This window comes from Ruegeria sp. AE3, assembly GCF_056542225.1.
On record NZ_JBQFZL010000002.1, the window covers coordinates 284,948 to 305,593 of the forward strand.

The following is a 20,646-nucleotide window of genomic DNA, read 5'->3' on the forward strand; positions in this document are numbered from 1 at the left end:
CCATATCCTCCATCCGCTCACAGCCACCTTTTGCGACGACGATAGGACCGCACATCGCGAAAGCTTTTGCGGCCCTCATCGGACATACCCAGGTAGAACTCTTTCACATCCGGGTTTTCGCGCAGGTCGGCTGCCGGGCCATCCATCACGACACGCCCGGATTCAAGAATGTAACCATAATGTGCAAAGCGCAGGGCGACGTTGGTGTTCTGCTCTGCCAGCAGAAAGGACACGCCCTCTTTTTCGTTGAGGTCCTTCACGATACTGAAAATCTCTTCGACCAGCTGCGGAGCAAGCCCCATTGAGGGTTCGTCCAGCAAAATCGTCTCGGGCCGCGACATCAACGCCCGCCCCATGGCAACCATCTGCTGTTCCCCACCCGATGTATAGCCTGCCTGCGACCGGCGGCGTTCCTTGAGCCGGGGAAAATATGCGTAAACCATCTCAAGATCCCGCTGGACCGCAGCAGCCCCGTCTTTTCGAGTATATGCGCCGGTCAGCAAGTTTTCCTCGACGGTCAAGTGCTCGAAACAGTGGCGGCCCTCCATCACCTGAATGACACCCTTTTCAACCAGATCGGCCGGATCGCTTTCATGCACGTTCTGGCCGCGATACTTGATCGAACCTTTGGTGACTTCTCCGCGTTCGGAATGCAGCAGGTTCGAAACGGCCTTGAGCGTGGTTGTCTTGCCCGCGCCATTGCCGCCCAGCAGTGCTGTGATGCCGCCCTTTGGAACGTTCAGGCTGACGCCTTTCAACACGAGGATCACGTGGTTGTAGATCACCTCGATATTATTGACCTCAAGCAGGGTTTCCGCCTGCACGTCAGTGGTTTGTGCCGCATCCAGCATCAGCGCGTTTCCTCATGCCTGCCCGTTCCGGGGCTGTTCGTGAGGAGCGGCAGGCGACCCGCCGCTCCGGTTGTCTGAACGCCCCGGATCACATCCGTGGCGCAACATGCCTTACTCGCAACGTGGCGAGATGCTGTTTTCGGTTGCGTAGGCACCGGAATCTTCATCGATCAACGCGCCGATAACTTCGGCATCTGTCGGTTTGAAGTCCTGTACCGGGTTCCAGGCGCCAGTCGCCGCATCCCACTGAACAACACCGACAAGGCCTGGGCCGCCGTGGTTCTCGCAGGAGACCGAGAATTCAGGGCCGAACCCGGACATGCCAAGAGCTTCCATCTTGGCGTTGGTCATTTCCAATGCTTCCATGCCATCGCGCATCATCGATGCGTCGATATCAGCGGTTCCGTGCATCGCCTGCGCCGTTTTCACAGCCTCGGCTGCCAGCATGGCGGCATAAAGACCACGGTTGTACTGAACTGTACCCAGCTGATCGCCGGCACCTGCAGCCTTGCCCGAGTCAACGACGTACTTTTTCAGGTCGTCATAGACAGGATAGTCCATGCCAAGGCCAGTAAAGGTCAGCGCCTTGTAACCGGTCGCTTTTTCCCCAGCAGGCTGAACGTCGAATTCCGCGCCCGACCACCAGACACCGATGAAGTTTTCCATCGGGAAACGGATGTTGGCCGCTTCCTGAACCGCAACCTGGTTCATGACGCCCCAGCCCCACATGATGACATAGTCAGGCTTTTCGCGGCGAATTTGCAGCCATTGCGACTTCTGCTCCTGGCCCGGGTGATCAACCGGCAGCAAGGACAGCTCATACCCATGCTTTTCAGCCAGAGTTTCCAGCGTCCGGATCGGTTCCTTGCCATAGGCCGAGTTGTGATAGACCAGCGCAATCTTCTTGCCGCTCAGGTCACCGCCATTTTCATCCAACAGATAGTTGATCGCACCGGACGCACCGTTCCAGTAGTTGGCCGGATAGTTGAACACATGGCTGAACACTTTGCCATTCGCAGCCGAGGTCCGGCCATACCCCATTGTGTGCAACGGAATGCCGTCGGCGGTTACTTTGGGGATCAGCTGATAGGTGATTCCGGTCGACAGCGGCTGATACACCAGTGCGCCTTCACCTTTGGTGGACTCATAACATTCCACGCCTTTTTCGGTGTTATACCCGGTTTCGCATTCGATCACGTTTGCTGGTACACCGCCAATGCCACCGTCCCGCTCGTTCAGAAGCGTGAAATAGTCGGCGTAACCGTCCGCGAATGGAATACCACCAGCCGCATAGGGCCCGGTTCGATAGCTGAGCGACGGGAACACAAGATCCGCCATCGCAGGTCCTGCCGCCATCAGGGCGCTCAGCGCCACAGTTGCCAGTTTCTTGTTCATCGGGTGTCTCCTCCCTTGATTGATCCGATATTGAGTTCGGGCTTGATCACCCGTCTTTATGATTGGGCCAGCCCTCAGTGCGGGAACGGCCAGAGTCTGAGTTTCTCTTTCGCCACGCGCCACAACTGTGCAAGACCGTGGGGTTCCAGGATAAGGAACATGATGATCAGCGCGCCCACGATCACCAGCTGAAGATGGGCAACGATATCGGTCGGCCAACCCAGAAGATCGACGCCAACCAGTTTGAGCAGAACCGGCAGCAGCACCAGGAAGGCCGCCCCGGCAAAAGACCCGAAAATCGAGCCTAATCCGCCGATAATCACCATAAACAGCACCAGAAACGACTTCTGGATGCCGAATGCTTCGCCCACCTCGACCGCTCCAAGATAGACGGCAAAGAACAACGCCCCGGCGATGCCCACAAAGAACGAGCTGACAGCGAAAGCGCTGATCTTGGCTTTCAGCGGGTTCACCCCGATGATTTCGGCGGCGATATCCATGTCGCGGATCGCCATCCATGTCCGCCCGGTCGTGCCACGGGTCAGGTTGCGCGCAATGATGGCGCTGAAGGTCAGGAAGATCAGGCAGAACAGGTATGTCGCCCAGGCCGGGGCGTTCGGGCCCGAGATGATAATGCCGAACACGTCACGTTCCGGTGCGTTGATCTGGCCCGAGGCCGAGTAGTTGTAGAACCACGGCACCCGGTTGAAGAGCCAGACCAGAAAGAACTGTGCCGCAAGCGTGGCCACCGCCAGATAGAACCCCTTGATCCGCAGGGAAGGCAGGCCAAACAAAACGCCTACAATCGCGGTAATGCCACCAGCCAGCAGGACATGAATGAACATGCTGACGTCTGGAAATGCGGTCATCAACTTGTAGCAGGCATAAGCACCCACCGCCATGAAACCGCCTGTACCAAGGCTGACCTGCCCGCAATAGCCCACAAGTATGTTCAATCCGATCGCCGCGATGGCATAGATCAGAAAGGGCAGCAGCAGGGCGTTTGCCCAATAGTCGTTGATGATGAACGGAATGATCCCAAACGCCACCGCCAGAACGACATAGTACCGGTACCGGTCGAACTTGATCGGGAAAGTCTGGCTGTCATCCACGTAGGAGGTTTTGAAATCTCCGGCCTCACGATAGAACATCTGTTACTTTCCCCATTCTTCCTGCGCCCGGTTACGGGTCGCGGCGTCCAGCTGGCTGGACCCTTTGGCATATCCGCTCGCCTCAGAGGCGCGCACGAGTTTCAGGTAGGCCAGAACGCCCATGATCAGCCCGGCAAAGGCCAGGATCGCGGCAATCGTCAACTGGCTGTCTGTCAGGTCATTCGAGGTCAGCGCGATGTAGCCAAAGGCCCAGAACCCCGCCCATGCGATTACGTTGATGATGGCGATCACCTTGGTCATGCCGGGGCACCTCTGGTTCTAACGTTCAGCCAATGAACCACTCCGGCCAAGGCTGCGTAGAAGAACAATGAATCCATCGCCCGCAAATATCCTGCGTAAACAAGCATCCTCATCTGCCATTCCGTATCGCCTGTCATTGCAATACTTGAACCCGCCAGGTTGATCTCAAAGCACTCAACCAGCGAACGGGTCAGCCCATAAATCAGCAAGGCAATCGGCAGGGCTTTGAAAAGGGGGTTCAGGTTATCCATCTATACTCTCTCGATAATTTTTTCACCGAAGAGACCCTGTGGTCGGAACACCAGGAAGATCAACGCCAGCACATAGGCGAACCAGTTCTCGGTCGCGCCGCCGACCAGCGGGCCAATCGAGAATTCGAACAGCTTCTCGCCCACACCGATGATCAGACCGCCGACGATGGCACCGGGGATCGAGGTGAACCCGCCCAGCATCAACACCGGCAGCGCCTTGAGCGCGATCAGCGACAGCGAGAACTGCACGCCCGATTTGGTGCCCCACATGATCCCCGCGACCAGCGCCACGAACCCGGCCACCGACCAAACCATGACCCAGATAAAGTTGAGCGAGATCCCGACCGAAAGTGCCGCCTGATGGTCATCCGCCACAGCGCGCATGGCCCGCCCCTGCTTTGTGTACTGGCTGAAGGCCACCAGCGCCGCCACCAGAAGCGCCGCGATCGCGGTTGCCACGATGTCGAGGTTGTCGATGAAGAAACCATAGCCGAAGATGTTAAAGGTGACCTCGTCAATCCACAGGTTGATGCCCTGCGGCAGACCCACATCCAGCGTCTTGATCTCAGAGCCCCACATCAGGTCGGCCACGCCTTCTAGGAAATAGGCCAGACCGATCGTGGCCATGAACAGGATGATCGGCTCCTGCCCAACCAAATGCCGCATGACAAAGCGCTGCACACACCAGGCCAACAGAACCATCACGCCCATTGTCAGGATGATCGCCAACAGGGCGGGGATGGTCCAACCGAAGTTGTAGACATGAGTGCCGAAGGTCGCGCTGATCAAATGCGCGAAAGGCACTTGCCCGTTCATGATCCCGACCAGTGTCATCGCCGCAAACAGGGCCATAACCCCTTGCGCGTAATTGAAAATTCCGGATGCCTTGTAGATCAGCACAAAGCCCAGCGCGACCAGCGCATAAAGCACCCCGGCCATCAGACCGTTAAGGATGACCTCCGTGGCAAAGATTAACTGCTCAGGCATATGTGCCTCCCCGGATATCTGCTTTGGTCTCAGTCATGGCTGACTCCCAGATAGGCGTCGATGACTTCCTGATTGTTGCGCACCTCGTCGGGCGTGCCGTCACCAATCTTCTTGCCGTAATCCATCACGACCACGCGGTCGCTCAGGTCCATCACCACGCCCATATCGTGTTCGATCAGGGCGATGGTGGTGCCGAATTCGTCATTCACGTCGAGGATAAAGCGGCTCATGTCCTCTTTCTCTTCAACGTTCATGCCCGCCATCGGTTCATCCAGTAGCAAGAGCTTTGGTTCTGCCGCCAGAGCACGCGCAAGTTCCACCCGCTTTTTCAACCCGTATGGAAGGCGCGACACGGGCGTTTTTCGGATGTGCTGGATTTCAAGGAAATCGATGATCTTCTCGACCGCCTCACGGTTTTCAACCTCTTCCGCCTCGGCCTTTCCCTTCCACCAGGCCTGCTGGAGGATGTTGGTCTGCATGAAATTCAAACGCCCTGTCATGACGTTGTCCAAAACGCTCATCCCCTCGAACAGGGCGATGTTCTGGAACGTCCGCGCGATCCCCTGCTGCGCCACCTCAAAGGGCCGCATCGCTGGGCGTTTTGATCCGTGGAACCAGACCTCTCCCTCCTGCGGGACATAGAACCCCGAGATGACGTTCAGCATCGATGATTTTCCGGCCCCGTTCGGCCCGATGATGGCGCGAATCTCACCCTCGCGAATATCGAACGAGATATCCTTGATCGCCACGACGCCGCCAAAGCGCAGAGTGATGTTCTTCATCTCCATCACCACGCCGCCGATCTTGCGACCGTCTTCAGTGACATATCCTTCGGCGTTATCCAGCATCAGTCACTCCCTGACTTGCGCAAAAACGGGATGGCGGACAGGGCGATGGCCGCAGGTCGCGCGGTGCTGTGGCGGCCCTCATTCCGCTGCCACCTTGTGCTGCGCAACCGGTACAACCGGCGCGTCCACGATTTTCAGCGTTGCGCTAATCGATCCCTTGCGCCCATCCTCATAGGTCACTTCGGTCGTGGTCGAGACGCTTTCGGACCCGTCGTAAAGCGCCGCAATGATGTCGTGGAACTTCTCTTCGACAAACCCGCGCCGAACTTTCCGGGTGCGGGTCATCTCACCATCATCAGCATCCAGTTCCTTGTGCAGCACCACAAAGCGATGCACCTGGCAACCGGACAGCATTTCATCAGCCGCTACCGATTTGTTGACCTCTTCCACATGCGCCTTGATCGTCTCTAACACACGCGGATGGCCCGCCAGTTCCTGATAGGACGCATAGGCCACGTTGTTGCGTTCCGCCCAGTTGCCGACCGCTGTCAGGTCAATATTGATGAAGGCCACACAGCGATCCTTGCCGTTTCCGAACAGAACGACCTCGAGAATATCGGGGTAGAACTTCAGCTTGTTCTCGACATATTTCGGCGCGAACATGGACCCGTCGGCCATTTTGCCCACGTCCTTGGCCCGGTCGATGATCCGCAGATGGCCCGAGCTTTCCTCGATGAACCCGGCATCACCCGTTGCCACCCAGCCTTCGGCATCTTTGGTTGATGCCGTGGAATCCGGGTTGTTGTAATATTCGACAAACACGCCGGGCGAGCGGTAGTGGATCTCGCCCTTGTCGTCGATCTTGATCTCAACATCCGGCGCGGGCACGCCAACCGTATCGGCCCGAACCTCACCATCCGGCTGTACGGTGATGAACACGGTTGCTTCGGTCTGACCGTAAAGCTGTTTCAGGTTAATGCCCAAAGATCGATAGAAATCAAAGATTTCCGGTCCGATCGCTTCACCCGCTGTATAGCCAACCCGGAACCGGCCATAGCCCAGCGTATCCTTGAGCGGCCCATAGACCAACAGGTTACCCAGCGCGTATTTCATCCGGTCGCCAAAGCCGACGGGTTTGCCATCCAGCAACTTGCCGCCCACCTTTTTGGCATGCGCCATGAAGTGATGGAACATGCGCTGTTTCAGCTTGCTCGCATCCTCCATCCGGATCATTACATTGGTCAGCTGGCTTTCAAACACGCGCGGCGGGGCGAAGAAATAGGTCGGCCCGATTTCGCGCAGATCGGTCATCATCGTGTCGGCGCTTTCCGGGCAGTTCACGCAGAACCCGCACCAATAGGCCTGACCGATGGAAAAGATGAAATCCCCAACCCATGCCATTGGTAGGTAGGAGAGGATATCTTCATCGCGGGTCAGATGGTCGAAGATCGCTGAATTCTTGGCGCTTTCGATCACGTTGCGGTTCGACAGAACCACCCCCTTGGGCTTGCCCGTTGTGCCCGAGGTATAAAGCATGACGCAGGTGTCGTTATAGGTGATCTCAGAGATGCGCTTGTCCAGCTCTGCATCAAACCGCTGATGTCCTGCCTGACCTTCGGCCATGAGGTCTTCCAGCGCGTTCATCTGGCTGTGGTCGTATTTCCGCATCCCTCGCTTGTCGGTATAGAGGATGTGCTTGATCTGGTGCACTTTTTCCTGAATTTCGATGACCTTGTCGACCTGTTCCTGATCACCGCAGACGACGTATTTCGCGCCGCAATGCTCCATCACATAGGTCATCTCTTCGGCGACTGCGTCCTGATACAGAGGCACCGGAATTGCACCGACCATCTGTGCCGCGACCATGGTCCAGTAATGCGCTGGCCGGTTGCGTCCGACCACGGCAATGTGGTCACCGCGCTCAACGCCAATTTCAAGAAATCCAAGAGCGAGCGCGCGAATTTCCTTGGCCGCTTCAGCCCAGGTCCAGCATTGCCAGATCCCAAATTCTTTTTCCCGATAGGCCGGGGCATCCCCGAACTGGGTCGCGTTGCGGTGTAGAAGCGCCGGAAGGGAGTGCAACCCTTCGGCGCCCGACTGCGTCTGAGCCAATCTTTTTCTCCTCCCCATCCGGCCTCCTCTAAGCCGGAAATGGCGGATCCGGGAAAGCCCCCGGATGCCAGTGCCCCGATTTGGGACACCCGCACGATCAGCGTCAAGTTTTGCCTGATGTTTTCTCAATTCTTACGAATTGTAACAGGTGCAGAAGGGTGATGTTACGTTTTGTACAATATGTACAAATGCAGACTGTTACGAGGAACCCGTTCGTCCCACGCAATTACCGTACCAAACAGGTCCTGTGTGCAGCAGGGACGCCGGACCGGCAAACAGAATTCGACCTTCGGCAGGTTGGCGCGGTTACTGATACTTAGCTTTTAATGCTGCTTTTTTAAAACGACCAACAGATGTTGAGCGCAACGTGTACAGCAACCCCAAAAGTTTCGTGTTCAAGGGCATTGTCTTATCGCGGTAAACGAGACTTGCCTCATAGGGCTTGTTGGCGTCGCAAAGTTCAATGATTTCACCTGCGGCCAAAACCATCTCTTCCATCAGGGTTTCTGCGGCTACTGCCTTGCTTGCCTCATCCTCGGAAATTGTTTTGTCTCTTTGGGACTTTCGCCGGAAATCCACAATTGCAGCGGGCACGTATTCAGTGACCCGATTTCTGAATCGCGTCATGTCAGAGCCATTGGCCTGAGTGCCGTCCGATTTGGTGTAGGAGTTGTAATCACCGTATAGGGCCAGGATCGTGCTCGTCTGGTGAAACAAAAGATCTTGCCGTGCAAAATCGAGTTCGACATAGCGATCAATTCGGGCCTGCTCTTCGATCATGACCGATACTGCAGTCTTCGCATCATCTGCTTTGGCACTATGAACCGCCAAAACAAATAAGGCCAAAATCAAAACAATCCTGGACACCCAAAGCTTTCCAACTCGACTTGCAATCATAACGAGGTACTCCTTCACCATTGAGAAAGCACTCGAACACTACCACAAATCGGCAAATAAATCCGCCAAGCCGAAATTCGGGCCGTTTGCGCCTGACGCCTTTTGAGCCCCTACAACCAATCCCGCAGGATCGGGATCAGGGGCACATCCGCGGCCGGCATGGGGTAATTGCGCAGGTCATTTGCGCGGACCCATTTCAGCGCCTGCCCCTCTTTCGACTGTGGGATGCCCTGCCATTTGCGGCAGGCGAACAGAGGCATCAGCAGGTGGAAATCATCATAGCTGTGGCTGGCGAAGGTCAGGGGGGCAAGGCACGAGGCCCAGGTGTCGATGCCCAGTTCCTCGTGCAATTCGCGGATCAGGGCGGCCTCGGGGGTTTCGCCGGGCTCGATCTTGCCGCCGGGAAACTCCCAAAGACCGGCCATGGATTTGCCCTCGGGGCGTTGGGCCAACAGCACCCGGCCCTCGATGTCGATCAGGGCGACAGCAGAGACCAACACGGTTTTCACGAGCGGTAATCCGCGTTGATCTCGATATATCCGTGCGTCAGATCGCAGGTCCAGACGGTGGAATTGCCTTCGCCCAGGCCCAGATCAACGGCGATGACCAGATCCTGACCTTTCATATAAGCGGCAGCTGCGTCTTCGCTGTAATCGGGGCTGACCCAGCCTTTTTCGGCCACAAGGATGTCGCCGAAGGAAATGCTCAGCAGGTCGCGGTCCGCCGCGGCACCGGATTTACCGATGGCCATGACGATACGACCCCAGTTCGGGTCTTCGCCCGCGATGGCGGTTTTGACCAGCGGAGAGTTGGCGATGGCAAGGCCGTGGATCTTGGCGTCAGCGTCTGTTGCGGCCCCTTTTACGCGGATTTCGACGAATTTCGTGGCACCTTCGCCATCGCGCACCACTTGCTGGGCCAGATCCAGCATCACGGCTTCCAACGCCTCGGCGAAAGCCGCGTTGCCGGTGGCGTCCACACCCGAAGCGCCGGTGGCGCACAGCAGCAGGCTGTCCGAGGTGGATGTATCGCTGTCCACGGTGATGCAGTTGAACGTCCGGTCTGTCTGCGCGCTCAGCATCGCCTGCAACGCTGATTGTTCGACCTGCGCGTCGGTGAAGATATAGACCAGCATCGTCGCCATATCTGGCGCAATCATGCCCGAACCCTTTGCAATCCCCGCAATAGAGACTGTTTTGCCATCAATTTCGACCTGCGCCACGGCCCCTTTCGGGAAGGTGTCCGTGGTCATGATCGCGCGTGCGGCGTCTTCGATCGCGTGACGGCTGAGACCCGCCTTCAGCGTTTCAAGCTTGGCAATGATGCGGTCATGAGCCAGCGGCTCACCAATCACGCCGGTTGAGGAGGTAAAGACCCGCTCGACCGGAACACCAGTCGCCTTCGAGACGGCCTGCGTTACTTCGGCCACCGAGGTCTGACCATAATGCCCGGTAAAGGCATTGGCATTGCCCGAGTTCACCAGGATCGCCGCCGGGCCGTCACTGGGCCCGCCGATCTTGTCCTGACAATCCAGAACCGGTGCCGCCCGTGTGGCCGAACGGGTAAAGACCCCGGCCACAGATGTGCCCGGGTCCAGCACGGCCAGCATGACATCGGTGCGGCCCTGATATCGCACGCCCGCCGCGACGGTGGCAAACCGCACACCGTCAATTGCAGGCAAATCAGGGAAGGACGCTGGCGCCAGCGGCGAAACCTTGGTGATCTTGGCCACGGGGGTTACTCCTGAATCAGGTCCAGCTGGCGCAGGACTTCGGGTCCGGCACCTTCCAGAGCGGGGCGGTCGATCTGGGCCTGCTGTGTCAGTTCATCGATGCGCGCCTGAATGGCGTCCTGCTGAACAGTTTGCGCAAGCTCTTCGCGCACGGCGTCCAGCGCGGGCGCTTCGGTTTTGCGCTTGTCGTTCAGCTTGACCACATGCCAGCCGAACTGCGTCTGAACCGGATCGGACACCTGCCCTTTTTCGAGCGCGACCACGGCTGTTTCGAATTCCGGTACCATCTGGCCCTTGCCGAACCAGCCCAGAGCACCGCCATTGGGGCCGGACGGGCCGGTGGAATGCGCGCGCGCGAGCTCGGCGAAATCGGCGCCGTCATCAAGCTGCGCCTTGAGGTCGTTGGCCTGTTCTTCGGTCTCGACCAGAATGTGGCTGGCATCGAATTCGTCTTCACCCGCGAAATCGTTGTACTGCGCGTCGTAGGCTGCCTGAATGGCCTCGTCCGTGACAACGGTATCGGTCAGGGCTGTGACGGTCTGAACCGCCAGAAGAGAGCGTTCTTCATTTTTCAGCCGCAGCGTGTTCAGTTTGTTCAGCCCGTCCTGCTGTTGCCCCAGCAATTGCTGCTGGATCAGCTGTTCCAGCACGAAGTCGTACAATACATCATCTTCGGCTTGCTGGTATTGCGGCGGCAGGGCGGCAACGGTTGCGATCACGTGACCCAAAGTGATCTCATCCCCGTTCACACGCGCCACCACGGTGGAAGCATCCGGCTGTGTTTCGGCGGCCAGCGGCAGGGCCATCATGGCGGTCAGAGCCAGCGATGGCAGAAAAGTGAGGCCTTTGGGCATTGAATCATCCTATTTCCTTGCCGCGGCAGGGCGCAGCGTTGACACTCTGGAACCTGCCGCTTACATCGCTTTGAAGCCTTGGACAGGGCCGCCTTTCACCCCCCGTATCTATGGGTTGCGCGCAAGGTGGGCAAGCCTGTCAAAAACCAAGACAAGAACAGATCCGCTGGAGTGAACATGCTGGGACTCGGAACGCTCGCCAAAAAGGTGTTCGGAACACCGAACGACCGCAAGATCAAGGCGACCCGCCCCCTGATCGAAAAGATCAACGCGCTGGAACCCGAGTTCGAGAAGCTGTCCGATCAGGACCTGATCGACAAGACAGAAGACCTGCGCAAACGCGCGCTGGATGGCGAAAGCCTTGACGATCTGCTGCCCGAAGCCTTTGCCAACGTGCGCGAAGGTGCCCGCCGCGCGCTGGGACTGCGCGCCTTTGACGTACAGCTGATGGGCGGTGTGTTCCTGCATCAGGGCAACATCTCGGAAATGAAGACGGGTGAGGGCAAGACACTGGTCGCGACCTTCCCGGCGTATCTGAACGCGCTGACCGGCAAGGGCGTGCATGTGGTCACGGTGAACGAATACCTGGCCAAGCGCGACGCGGAATGGATGGGCAAGGTGTTTGCTGCCGTGGGCATGACCACCGGCGTGATCTGGTCGGGCCAGCCCGATGCAGAGAAACTGGCCGCCTATTCCTGCGACATCACCTATGCCACCAACAACGAGCTGGGTTTTGACTATCTGCGCGACAACATGAAGGCCGATCTGGAGCAGGTTTACCAGAAGCACCACAATTTCGCGATTGTGGACGAGGTCGATTCGATCCTGATCGACGAGGCGCGGACGCCGCTGATCATCTCGGGCCCGGCACAGGACCGCTCGAACCTGTATACCGCCATCGATGCGCTGATCCCGAGCCTGACCGACGAACACTACACGTTGGACGAAAAGGCCCGCAACGTGACCTTCACGGATGAGGGCAACGAGTTTCTGGAGCAGCAGCTGTTGGCTGCCGGTTTGATTCCCGAAGGCCATTCGCTGTATGACCCGGAAAGCACGACCGTTGTGCATCACGTGAATCAGGGTCTGCGCGCGCACAAGCTGTTCCAGCGCGACAAGGATTACATCGTGCGCGACGGCAATGTCGTTCTGATCGACGAATTCACGGGCCGCATGATGCCGGGCCGCCGCCTGTCCGAGGGTCTGCACCAGGCCATCGAAGCCAAGGAAAACGTGCAGATTCAGCCCGAGAACGTGACGCTGGCCAGCGTGACCTTCCAGAACTATTTCCGCCTATACGAAAAGCTGGGCGGCATGACCGGGACCGCCCTGACCGAGGCCGAGGAATTTGCCGAGATTTACGGCCTGGGCGTGGTCGAGGTTCCGACCAACAAGCCGATTGCCCGTGTGGACGAGGACGATCAGGTCTATCGCACCGCCATGGAAAAATACGGCGCGATGATCGAAGAAACCAAGAAGGCGCAGGAAACGGGCCAGCCGGTCCTGCTGGGCACGACTTCGATCGAGAAATCGGAACTGCTGAGCCAGATGCTAACCAAGGAAGGCATCGCGCATAATGTTCTGAACGCCCGCCAGCACGAGCAGGAGGCGCAGATCGTTGCCGATGCCGGCCGTCTGGGCGCGGTGACCATCGCCACCAACATGGCCGGTCGCGGCACCGACATTCAGCTGGGTGGCAATGTCGAGATGAAGGTGCTGCAAGCGATTGCGGACAACCCCGAGGCTGATCCGTCAGACCTGCGTGCCGCAGAAGAAGCACGCCACGCGGAAGAAAAAGAAAAGGTTCTAGCCGCAGGAGGCCTTTATGTGATGGCGTCCGAACGCCACGAAAGTCGCCGCATCGACAACCAGCTGCGCGGCCGTTCGGGCCGTCAGGGCGATCCGGGCCGTACCGTGTTCTACCTGAGCCTTGAAGACGACCTGATGCGCATCTTTGGCTCGGAACGGCTGGACAAGGTGCTGACCACGCTGGGCATGAAAGAAGGCGAGGCAATCATTCACCCCTGGGTGAACAAGTCGCTGGAACGCGCGCAGTCCAAGGTCGAGGGCCGCAACTTCGACATGCGCAAGAACGTTCTGAAATTCGACGACGTGATGAACGATCAGCGCAAGGTGATCTTTAGCCAGCGCCGCGAAATCATGTCGGCCAATGACCTGTCCGAGATCGTCTCGGATATGCGCGAGCAGGTGATTGACGATCTCATTGACGAATACATGCCGCCGAAATCCTATGCGGATCAGTGGGATACCGACGGTCTGCATGCGGCGATCAAGGACAAGCTGACCATCGACGCCCCGGTTCAGGACTGGGCTGCCGAAGAAGGCGTGGATGACGAGCAAGTGCGGGAGCGCTTGGTTAAGGCCGCAGATGAGATGATGGCCCAGAAGGCGGTTGCCTTTGGTCCCGAAAACATGCGCAACATCGAAAAGCAGGTGCTGTTGCAGACCATCGATGCCAAATGGCGCGAGCATCTGCTGACGCTGGAACACTTGCGCTCGGTCGTGGGTTTCCGCGGCTATGCCCAGCGCGATCCGCTGAACGAATACAAAAACGAAAGCTTCCAGCTGTTCGAAACCATGCTGGACGGTTTGCGGGAAACCGTGACACAGCATTTGTCGCGCGTGCGGCCACTGACCGAAGAAGAGCAGAAGGAAATGCTGGCGCAGATGGCGGCGCAACAGGCGCAGGCACAACAGGCCGTGGACAAAGCCGCAAGCCAAGCCGAGGCCAAGGCCGAAGCGGCGGCGTCAGGCGATGCCCTGCCGGGGTTTGATGAGGGCGATCCGTCAACCTGGGGTAACCCGTCGCGAAACGACCTGTGCCCCTGCGGATCCGGAAAGAAGTTCAAACACTGCCACGGCAGATTGACCTGACGTTAACACCCTTTCATCACAATGAGTCCGTCTCGCGGCCACAAATTGGCCGCGATTGGTGGCGAGAGTGCAAGCTGCTCCTTCAACTGGGGAGGGTGTCTTGTTTGTAGTTCGCAACTACGTAACCATGTGCGGAACGGTCGCTTGTGCCTTGGGCATAGGCTATCTGATGCAGAACGGACCGGCTGCGCAGCAGAACCGCGCGCAGGGCGGTGTTGATGTGGCCTCCGTTGCCGATCAGTCTTCGATTCTGTCGGGGCTGGACAGTATCGTGCTGACGTCGGCTACCGTATCAGATGCCGATCCGGTCAATGTCACACCGGCACCCCGCGTTGTACCCGCTGTCCCCAGAACATCGAGTTGCAGGATCAGCGCGCACGCGACCGCAGCGCCCGGTGCCTTGGCGCACCTGTCGCTGAAAGCGCCGTGCCACAAGAATGAGCAGATTGAAATTCACCATAGCGGCCTCACTGTTAGCCAGATGACTGACGCCAGCGGCGCGCTGGATATGGCGATCCCGGCCCTTTCGGAATATGCGATTTTCCTGTTTTCCTTCGAAGATGAAACAGGCACCGTCGCCACCACTCACGTCCCCGAAATCGCCGGTTTTGATCGTGTTGTCCTGCAATGGCAGGGTGATACCGAGTTGCAGATTCACGCGCTGGAATTTGGCGCCAGCTATGGCGCGGATGGCCATGTCTGGGATGACGCATCTGCCGAAGGCGCCGGTAAGGTTATGCGCTTGGGTCAATCCGATTCCGGGATTACTCAGAATATCGAAGTGTATTCTTTCCCGGCCAGCACTTCGGATCAGTCGGGCACGATTGACCTGACCGTCGAGGCCGAAGTGACCGATGCAAACTGCGGCCACACGCTGAACGTGCAGTCGCTGGAGCTGTTGTCGGACCGCCGCCTGCGGTCGCGCGACATGTCCGTGACCTTGCCGGATTGTTCGCGCTCGGGCGAGTTTCTGGTGTTGAATAATCTGCTCTCAGACCTGACAATCGCGGCAAAGTAATCCGCAGGCAGGCTTGAACCTCTTATGACATTTTTCCGTGTGGCGGTGGCTGCGCTGTTTTCCGTGACGGTGGCGACCGGTGCTTTTGGGCAGGACATCACGTTGACCTCGCATGATGGCAAGGTCGAAGTGACAGGCAATCTGCTGAGCTTTGACGGTGAGTTTTATCGCGTCGATACGCAATTCGGGACGTTGACCGTGGATGGTTCCGGCGTCACATGCGAGGGACCCGCCTGCCCCAACCTGATCGATTTCGTCGCCGAAGTGCAGTTTTCCGGATCATCGGTGATGGCCGAAACGGTGCTGCCCGCCCTGATCATCGGCTTTGCCCGTCAGGAAGACCTGACCGCGACCCCCGCCCGCGTGGATGAGGACACCTTTATTTACGAGTTGCATCAGGCAGGCCGGTCGGCGCCGCTTGCGCGGTTTTTCTTTGACGTGGGCACCACGGATCGCGGGTTCAGCGACCTGATCGCAGACCGGGCGGATATCGTGATGGCCCTGCGCGAGATGCGCGAGGCCGAGCGGGAGGCTGCCGAAGCTGCGGGGTTGGGTGATCTGAAACGCTCGCGGCGATCACGGGTCATTGCACTGGATGCCATGGTCCCGGTCGTGGCCCCCGACAGCGTGATGCGACAGGTTTCGCTGGCGGATCTGGCCCGCATTCTGTCCGGCGAGGTCAGCAACTGGGCGCAGCTGGGTGGGCCGGATGCCCCTATTGCACTGCATGTGCCAGAGGCCGGGTCGGGTCTGGCGCAGGCGGTCGAGGATCAGGTTCTTAAAACCGCCGGTGTGGTGCTGACCGATACGGCGATCCGCCACAATCGCATACATGACCTGACCGCGGCTGTGGCAAAGGATCCGTTTTCCATCGGTATCGCCAGCAAGGCATCGGCCCATGGCACCCGCGCTGTGCCTTTGACTGGCGGGTGCGGGCATCCTCTGGCCGCGACCCGCCAGTCAATCAAGACCGAAGATTACCCGCTGAATATGCCCATGTTCCTGTATCTGCCGGAACGCCGCCTGCCCCGGATTGCGCGACAGTTTCTGGCCTATAGCCAAAGCCCCGAGGCACAGGTGGCGATACGTGACGCAGGATATGTGGATCAATCTGCTGAAACCCTGCCGGTTGGCGTGCAGGGGGACCGGCTTGCCAATGCGGTCGTCACCGGCGGAACTGAGGTCGGACTGGAGGAGTTGCAGCGCATGATCGAAACCTTGCGCCCGCTGTCGCGCCTGTCCCTGTCGGTCCGGTTCGAACCCGGATCGTCCCGCCCGGACGCGCAGTCGCGCGCCAATATTCAGCAACTGGCGCAAATGCTGGACGCGGGTACGTTGCAGGCGCGCAAGGTGGTGTTTGCAGGCTTCAGCGATGGGGACGGGGGTGCCGTTTCAAATGCCCGCATCGCCCTACGGCGCGCGCAAACCGTGCGAAACGCGGTTATCGCCGCGCTTGAAGCCCCGATCCCTGATAGTATCACGGTCACCGCCGAAGGATTTGGTGAAGCGATGCCCATGGCCTGCGATGACACCGAATGGGGCCGCAAGGTCAACCGGCGGGTCGAGATTTGGGTGCAGTAGCCGCTAGAGATACCCTTCGGAACGAAAGCTGAGCTCGGTCGATTTGCCGATGATCAGGTGGTCATGCAGGGTCAGCCCCAGGGCGGAGCAGGCATCCTGAATGCGGTTGGTCATGTCGATATCTGACTGTGACGGCGTTGGGTCGCCCGAAGGATGGTTGTGCACCAATATCAGGGCCGAGGCATTCAGTTCCAACGCCCGTTTCGCCACTTCGCGCGGATAGACCGGCACGTGATCCACGGTGCCTTTGGCCTGTTCCTCATCCGCGATCAGGACGTTCTTGCGATCCAGATAGAAAACGCTAAATTGCTCGGTCTCGCGATGCGCCATTGTCGTGTGGCAATAATCCAGCAGCGCGTCCCAGCTGGATATTACGTGTCGTTGCATCACCCGCGCCCGTGCCATCCGATGCGCGCAGGCTTCGAGGATTTTCAGATCGGTGATGACCGTATCACCAACGCCCTTGATCTGCCGCAGCCGTTCTTCGGGTGCTGTCAACACACGGTTGAAATCGCCAAAGGCATTCATCAATGCCCGCGCCAATGGTTTCACATCCTGCCGAGGGATGGACCGGAACAAAACCAGCTCCAGCAACTCATAATCCGGGATCGCTGCGGATCCGCCCGCCATGAACCGTTCGCGCAGCCGCTTGCGATGGTCTTTGATGTAGGAGGGTAACCGACCATTCGGCAGCGGCTGCGCTGGCGCTTCGTCCGTATCAAACAGCATGGGGGCTTCGGCAAAGGCGTCCTGTGTCATGCGTTTACCCTGACGCAGAATCACTTTCCGAAAGGTTAATGAGCCTCTCCTGCCATACGCGCGGTGGCGCGGCGGACAATCATGTGCAGAAGGATCGAAAATACGCCCAGAGTCAGCATCGCCGCAAACATCAGGTCCGTCTTGGCACGGCCATTGGCCAGCAGCATCAGATATCCCAGACCTTGCGATGAACCGACCCATTCACCGATCACGGCACCGATCGGCGCATACACCGCCGCCAGCCGCATCCCCGAGGCCAGAGACGGCAACGCCGCAGGGATACGGATGTGCCACAACACAGTGCGCTTGCTGGCCTGCATCGTGCGTGCAAGGTCCAGATACCCCTGCGGTGTCCGCATCAAACCGTCAAAAAAGGACGACGTGATCGGGAAATAGATGATCAGGACCGCCATCGCGACCTTGGACAACAGGCCATAACCCAGCCACAGGGTCAGCAACGGGGCCAGTGCAAAGACCGGCAGGGCCTGCGTGAACACCAGCATTGGCTGCACCAAAACTCGTGCGACGCGGGAATTGGCCAGCTGCAATGCAGTGACAACGCCAAGCAGCGTGCCGCAGGCAAGGCCGATAATGACCTCAATGGCTGTGATCCAGGTGTGTTCGGCAATCAGCCAGCGGTTCTGCCACCAGGTCTCGGCAACCACCACGGGGCCGGGCAGGATGAACTTTGGCAATCCGGTCAGGGTCACGATCCCCTGCCAGATGGCAATGGCAAACAGGGTTGCTGCCAGAACAGAGAGGGACTTCATACCCCGCCCTCCCGCAGCAGCCGCAAAAGCGCGCCTTGTGTTTCCAGCGTCTGCAGATCGTCCACGCTGCGCGGGGCTGGAGCAACCGGCGGATCGCACGGCGTCAGCCCGTGCTGTGTCATGACGACGATGGATTGCCCCAGACGCGCGGCCTCGCCCGGATCGTGGGTTACCAGAAGGACAGTGCGGCCCCGCAGCGCCTCGGCGGCCAGATCCTGCATATCGGCACGGGTTCGGGCATCAAGGGCTGAAAAGGGTTCATCCAGCAACACAATCGGCCGGTCTTCCATCAAGGTGCGGGCCAGTGCCACGCGCTGACGCTGCCCGCCCGAAAGCTCGGGCGGTTTCTTGGTCATATGGTCCTGCAAGCGCATCCGTTCGATCAGGCGGTCGCGCCGGTCAAGGTCAACTTTCTCGCCCCGCAGCCGCGCGCCCAGTGAGACGTTTTGCGCAACACTCGCCCAAGGCAGCAACAGGTCGTCCTGCGCCATATAAGCAACCCGGTCTGAAACCGACTGGCCATCGCTGGCGGTGATCCGGCCCGTGAATTCAGCCCCGGTTTCCAGCCCGGCAATCAGCCGCAAAACCGTGGTTTTGCCAACACCCGATCCACCCAGCAGACAGGTCCACGCCCCTGCGTCAAGCGTCAGGGTCAGCGGCGCGAACAGAGTCGCGCCATCGATCATGGCTGTGCCGCTGATGGTCAGATCGGGCGCCGGGGTCATGGGGTCAGACCCATCTGCCAGAAATTGACTTCCAACTCCGTGGCCGTGCGGAACGTCCTGCACAGACGATCCCAGCGAGGCGACGTTTGGAAATCCGCCCCAATCCGCCTTGTTAGAGCCGAATCCAGCAATTCGCCCACGGCGGTGCAGGCGCTCTGGTAGCCCTCGTCCGCGTAGGTATCGATCCAGCCACGGTAGGTCGTTGATGTTGCCTCCTCAGCCAGGCGGGTACCTATCTCACCATATCCCATGACGCAGGGTGCAAGTGCTGCCAGAAGATCCAGCAGATCACCGCTATAGCCCGCCTCGAGAACAAAGCGGGTATAGGCCAGATTCTCGGGCCGTTCCGGCGTTGCAAACAGATCGGACTGCGAAATGCCTTCTGCTTCGCAAATACCGATATGCAGCTTCATCTCTTCGCTGATCAGGCCGTTCACGGTACGCGACGCTGCCAGCATTTCAGCATGTGTTTCCGATTTCACCACGGCCAGCGCCCAGGCGCGCGCAAAATGGATCAGGAACACGTAATCCTGACGCAGATAGTGCAGGAACGCCGGGCGTGGCAGGGTGCCGTCTTTCAGGGCTTCGACAAAAGCGTGGCGGGTGTAATCCCGCCACGGCCCCTGCGCCGCATCGCGCATCAGCGCAAAGGCTTTGCCATAATCGCTCATTGCGCGGTTACGTCGATGGCAATGTCACTGACGGGCAGGACGGTGTCGATCATGCCGCTGTCGTTCAGGAATGCCTCGAACCGGGCATAACGGCCAGCGTCAAACCCGGCGGGACGCAGGGCAAAGCGCGGCAGCGTGTCGACCCATGCGCGCGCATTCAGCTCGTCCTGCAGTTCGGGTGAAGTGGCTGAGAAGACCTCCCAGCTTTTTTCGGGGTTGTTGACGATGTACTGAGTCGCTTTTTCGGTCGCGGCCAGGAAACGGGCGATCTTGTCTTTGTCCATCGTATCGGGGTTGGCGACATAGATCAGTTCGTCATAAGACGGCACGCCTTCTTCCTCGATATAGAAACAGGTGCCGGGGCGACCTTCGATATCCATCTGGTTCAGCTCGAAGTTGCGATAGGCGCCGATCACCGCATCCACCTGACCGGTCATCAGCGAGGGTGAGAGCGAGAAATTCACGTTGATCATCTCAACATCATCCAGCGCGACGTCGTATTTGCCAAGCACGGTGCTGAGAATGGCCTCTTCCACACCGGCGACGGAAAAGCCGATTTTCTTGCCTTTGAGGTCACCGGGCGATTTGATCGGGCCGTCTTTCAGAACCAGCAGGCAGTTCAGGGGCGTCGCGACCAGCGTGCCGACCCGTTTCAGCGGCAGCCCTTCGTGGATCTGCAAATGCAGTTGCGGCTGATAGGATACCGCCAGATCCGCCTGACCGGCAGCCACCAGACGCGGCGGTGCGGATGGGTCGGCGGGGGCAACGACTTCGACCTGCAACCCCTGTTCGGCGAAATAGCCGTTTTCCTGTGCCACGATGATGGGCCCGTGGTCGGGGTTGATGAACCAGTCCAGCAGGACGGTCATCTTGTCTTCGGCCCAGGCCGGCGCGGCGGCCAGAAGGGCAAGGGCTGTCATCAGCTTTTTCATATCTCACGTTTCCTTT

20 protein-coding genes are annotated in these 20,646 nt (G+C 58.8%); 3 read left to right on the forward strand and 17 right to left on the reverse strand.

Annotated elements, in window-relative coordinates:
- Nucleotides 1–17: 17 nt before the first annotated feature.
- The 12 genes from ACR0NZ_RS08210 to ACR0NZ_RS08265 all read right to left on the reverse strand — a co-directional run bounded on the left by ACR0NZ_RS08210 (nucleotide 18) and on the right by ACR0NZ_RS08265 (nucleotide 11,279).
- Entirely contained in the window at nucleotides 18–851 is an 834-nt protein-coding gene (locus ACR0NZ_RS08210) for an ABC transporter ATP-binding protein (protein WP_480474334.1), read from the reverse strand.
- A 111-nt stretch (nucleotides 852–962) separates the two neighbouring features.
- Nucleotides 963–2,246 (reverse strand): ABC transporter substrate-binding protein, encoded by a 1,284-nt coding sequence (locus ACR0NZ_RS08215; RefSeq protein WP_480474335.1) that lies wholly within the window; start codon nucleotides 2,244–2,246, stop codon nucleotides 963–965.
- A gap of 74 nt (nucleotides 2,247–2,320) precedes the next feature.
- A complete protein-coding gene (locus tag ACR0NZ_RS08220) occupies nucleotides 2,321–3,397 on the reverse strand; it encodes a branched-chain amino acid ABC transporter permease (protein WP_480482437.1) in 1,077 nt (358 codons plus the stop codon).
- A gap of 3 nt (nucleotides 3,398–3,400) precedes the next feature.
- Nucleotides 3,401–3,658 (reverse strand): hypothetical protein, encoded by a 258-nt coding sequence (locus ACR0NZ_RS08225; protein WP_480474337.1) that lies wholly within the window; start codon nucleotides 3,656–3,658, stop codon nucleotides 3,401–3,403.
- Nucleotides 3,655–3,909, reverse strand: coding sequence for a hypothetical protein (locus ACR0NZ_RS08230; RefSeq protein ID WP_480474338.1), 255 nt, complete (start codon nucleotides 3,907–3,909; stop codon nucleotides 3,655–3,657). Before ACR0NZ_RS08230 ends, ACR0NZ_RS08225 begins: the two co-directional genes overlap by 4 nt.
- Nucleotides 3,910–4,896: a branched-chain amino acid ABC transporter permease gene (locus ACR0NZ_RS08235; RefSeq protein WP_480518156.1), complete on the reverse strand. Its 987-nt coding sequence runs from the start codon at nucleotides 4,894–4,896 to the stop codon at nucleotides 3,910–3,912. It lies immediately after the preceding gene.
- Nucleotides 4,897–4,925: 29 nt separating this feature from the next.
- Nucleotides 4,926–5,744: an ABC transporter ATP-binding protein gene (locus ACR0NZ_RS08240; RefSeq protein ID WP_480474340.1), complete on the reverse strand. Its 819-nt coding sequence runs from the start codon at nucleotides 5,742–5,744 to the stop codon at nucleotides 4,926–4,928.
- Nucleotides 5,745–5,822: 78 nt separating this feature from the next.
- On the reverse strand, nucleotides 5,823–7,796 hold the full coding sequence (locus tag ACR0NZ_RS08245; RefSeq protein WP_480518158.1) for an AMP-binding protein: 1,974 nt from the start codon (nucleotides 7,794–7,796) through the stop codon (nucleotides 5,823–5,825).
- Nucleotides 7,797–8,102: 306 nt separating this feature from the next.
- Entirely contained in the window at nucleotides 8,103–8,693 is a 591-nt protein-coding gene (locus tag ACR0NZ_RS08250; RefSeq protein ID WP_480493996.1) for a hypothetical protein, read from the reverse strand.
- 110 nt (nucleotides 8,694–8,803) lie between these two features.
- Nucleotides 8,804–9,202 (reverse strand): 8-oxo-dGTP diphosphatase MutT, encoded by a 399-nt coding sequence (gene mutT, locus ACR0NZ_RS08255; protein ID WP_267363933.1) that lies wholly within the window; start codon nucleotides 9,200–9,202, stop codon nucleotides 8,804–8,806.
- Nucleotides 9,199–10,425 carry a bifunctional glutamate N-acetyltransferase/amino-acid acetyltransferase ArgJ gene (gene argJ / locus ACR0NZ_RS08260; protein ID WP_480493997.1) on the reverse strand — a complete coding sequence of 409 codons (1,227 nt, stop codon included), beginning with the start codon at nucleotides 10,423–10,425 and terminating at the stop codon, nucleotides 9,199–9,201. Before argJ ends, mutT begins: the two co-directional genes overlap by 4 nt.
- A gap of 5 nt (nucleotides 10,426–10,430) precedes the next feature.
- Nucleotides 10,431–11,279 (reverse strand): peptidylprolyl isomerase, encoded by an 849-nt coding sequence (locus ACR0NZ_RS08265; protein ID WP_480482443.1) that lies wholly within the window; start codon nucleotides 11,277–11,279, stop codon nucleotides 10,431–10,433.
- 177 nt (nucleotides 11,280–11,456) lie between these two features.
- Here ACR0NZ_RS08265 and secA point away from each other — a divergent pair, with 177 nt between their 5' ends.
- From secA to ACR0NZ_RS08280, 3 genes are all read left to right on the forward strand, one after another.
- A complete protein-coding gene (secA, locus tag ACR0NZ_RS08270; protein ID WP_480518160.1) occupies nucleotides 11,457–14,174 on the forward strand; it encodes a preprotein translocase subunit SecA in 2,718 nt (905 codons plus the stop codon).
- Nucleotides 14,175–14,274: 100 nt separating this feature from the next.
- Complete coding sequence (locus ACR0NZ_RS08275; protein WP_480518162.1) at nucleotides 14,275–15,192, forward strand: hypothetical protein; 918 nt, start codon at nucleotides 14,275–14,277, stop codon at nucleotides 15,190–15,192.
- Nucleotides 15,193–15,216: 24 nt separating this feature from the next.
- Nucleotides 15,217–16,773: a phosphate ABC transporter substrate-binding/OmpA family protein gene (locus ACR0NZ_RS08280; RefSeq protein WP_480518164.1), complete on the forward strand. Its 1,557-nt coding sequence runs from the start codon at nucleotides 15,217–15,219 to the stop codon at nucleotides 16,771–16,773.
- Nucleotides 16,774–16,776: 3 nt separating this feature from the next.
- Here ACR0NZ_RS08280 and radC read toward each other — a convergent pair whose 3' ends face one another.
- The 5 genes from radC to ACR0NZ_RS08305 are packed head-to-tail and all read right to left on the reverse strand — an operon-like array spanning nucleotide 16,777 to nucleotide 20,630.
- Nucleotides 16,777–17,532 carry a RadC family protein gene (gene radC, locus ACR0NZ_RS08285; protein WP_480518166.1) on the reverse strand — a complete coding sequence of 252 codons (756 nt, stop codon included), beginning with the start codon at nucleotides 17,530–17,532 and terminating at the stop codon, nucleotides 16,777–16,779.
- Between the two features lie 35 nt (nucleotides 17,533–17,567).
- Nucleotides 17,568–18,302: an ABC transporter permease gene (locus ACR0NZ_RS08290; RefSeq protein ID WP_480518168.1), complete on the reverse strand. Its 735-nt coding sequence runs from the start codon at nucleotides 18,300–18,302 to the stop codon at nucleotides 17,568–17,570.
- Nucleotides 18,299–19,027: an ABC transporter ATP-binding protein gene (locus ACR0NZ_RS08295; protein WP_480474350.1), complete on the reverse strand. Its 729-nt coding sequence runs from the start codon at nucleotides 19,025–19,027 to the stop codon at nucleotides 18,299–18,301. The genes ACR0NZ_RS08290 and ACR0NZ_RS08295 overlap by 4 nt, the downstream gene beginning before the upstream one ends.
- A complete protein-coding gene (gene tenA, locus ACR0NZ_RS08300; RefSeq protein WP_480518170.1) occupies nucleotides 19,024–19,698 on the reverse strand; it encodes a thiaminase II in 675 nt (224 codons plus the stop codon). The genes ACR0NZ_RS08295 and tenA overlap by 4 nt, the downstream gene beginning before the upstream one ends.
- Nucleotides 19,695–20,630, reverse strand: a complete 936-nt coding sequence (locus ACR0NZ_RS08305) for an ABC transporter substrate-binding protein (RefSeq protein ID WP_480518172.1) — start codon at nucleotides 20,628–20,630, stop codon at nucleotides 19,695–19,697. The genes tenA and ACR0NZ_RS08305 overlap by 4 nt, the downstream gene beginning before the upstream one ends.
- Nucleotides 20,631–20,646 lie beyond the last annotated feature (16 nt).